The sequence below is a fragment of the Candidatus Eremiobacteraceae bacterium genome (assembly GCA_035710745.1).
GTDB lineage: Bacteria > Vulcanimicrobiota > Vulcanimicrobiia > Eremiobacterales > Eremiobacteraceae > JANWLL01.
In genome coordinates this window covers 1-1,611 of record DASTCX010000037.1, presented here as the reverse complement: position 1 = coordinate 1,611, position 1,611 = coordinate 1, and the positions used below count along the sequence as shown (strand labels likewise).

General features: G+C 62.8%; 2 protein-coding genes. Both read right to left on the bottom strand.

What is annotated here, in order from left to right:
* A partial coding sequence (locus VFO25_13130) for a copper amine oxidase N-terminal domain-containing protein (protein ID HET9343850.1) occupies positions 1-393 on the bottom strand: 393 nt, incomplete at its 3' end.
* A 242-nt stretch (positions 394-635) separates the two neighbouring features.
* Positions 636-1,611, bottom strand: a 976-nt coding sequence (locus tag VFO25_13125) for a copper amine oxidase N-terminal domain-containing protein (GenBank protein ID HET9343849.1), incomplete at its 5' end; no start/stop codon positions are given.

The window sequence follows — 1,611 nt, the reverse complement described above, 5'->3', positions numbered from 1 at the left end:
GTTGATGATGACCTCGTTCTTGCCGAGGGTCACCTGGACTTGCGCGCCTTCTTTTTGCGCCGTGACGGACTTGCTCGCCGCATCGTACGACACGGTGGCGCCCATCTGCTCGAACATGCTGCGCAGCGGCACGAGCAGCGTACCGTGCGAGACGATCGCGCCGAGGACGCGTCCTTGACGCAGCGCGTCAGGGTTCGCGTACACGTGGTGGTCGTTGAAAATGATAGGCACCTCGCCCGAGGGCGGGGAGCCGAAATCTGCCATCGCATCCGCGACTTGCGTGCCGGACGTTGCCGATGTTGCCGTTCCGGTGCTGCCATACGCGTAGCTTGGAGCGATTCCCGCGAGCGCCACCAGGGCCGCTGCGACCATCGCTTTCTGGAATATTCTCAAGATCGAACCTCCTAGGATACCGTCGAGATCTGTTGCTCGTCAGTCTTGTGTTCTGAAAGTGCCTCTTATCGTTTCCCGTGCTCGGAGCGCGCAAAACGGCGCGCTGCCGCGCTGGTCGCGACGGGCTGTGATTGTCCCGTCTCCTAAGCTTAACGAGCGGGCGTTCGGCTTTGTTTCCTCGCGGCATAAGCGAAAGGCGCCCCGTCGAACGGGACGCCTTTCGTCTCGGTTCCGGCGAGCGTTTAGAAGTGGACGCCCAAGCCGGCGTACGGACCCGAGTGGGTCTGATCGATCGGCTCGTTGTTGTCTTTCTTCGTATAGCGATCGCCGCTATAGCCTGCGTAGATGTAGAACGGCGAGCCGCTGAAGTCCACGTTCAGACCGATGTCGTACTTCAAGATGTTGTACGACTGCTTGAACGATTGGTTGAACGTCGAGCTCGAAGTGTCGTTGTTGACCCACGTGCCGTTCGCATTCGGATAGTAGAAGGCGGATCCGAACCAGCTCCATCCTTGATCGAACGACGGGAGCTTCTCGAGCCCCGCGCCCGCCGCGTGCAGCGTCGGGTAGCCGTAGTTGTTCGACGCTTGCAGGTAGCCGACGCCGATGTACAGACCCGGATACGCTCCGATGTTGTACTCGAGGCGGCCGTCGAGCGTCGACTGCTTCGCGCGGAACGCGTTGACCACGGCTGTTCCGCCGTCGATCGTCGTGAACACCGTGCAACCGCCGCTCGAACAGTTTTGATTCGTCGACGACACGGTCGTGTCGTAACCGTCCTGTCGGAAGTCCGCTTTCAGCGCCCACGGATTGAACAGGTACGCACCGGCGATCACGAACGAGCCATCGAAGCCCGACGTGGCGCTGCCGACGCCCGCGCCCTGCGCATCACGCGAACCAGCCGAGAACTCGTTGTAGACCTTGCCGAACGTCGCGCCGCCCTGGACGAAGCCGAGGACCGGAGCGGCCGTCGGAGCCGGCGTCGGCGTCGGCACCGGTGTCGGTGCTTCGGTCGGAGCAGGCGTCGGGACCGGCGTCGGCGGCAGATAACGCACGATGGCCAGGTGCTGCGAGGGTTCCCACTCGACGTACGCGCCGAGCGCTTCGGAGATGACGCGCACCGGCACCATGAGCGTGCCTTTGTACATCATCGGAGGCACGTCGAGCGGACGCGACTCGCCGTTGATGATGACCTCGTTCTTGCCGAGGGTCACCTGG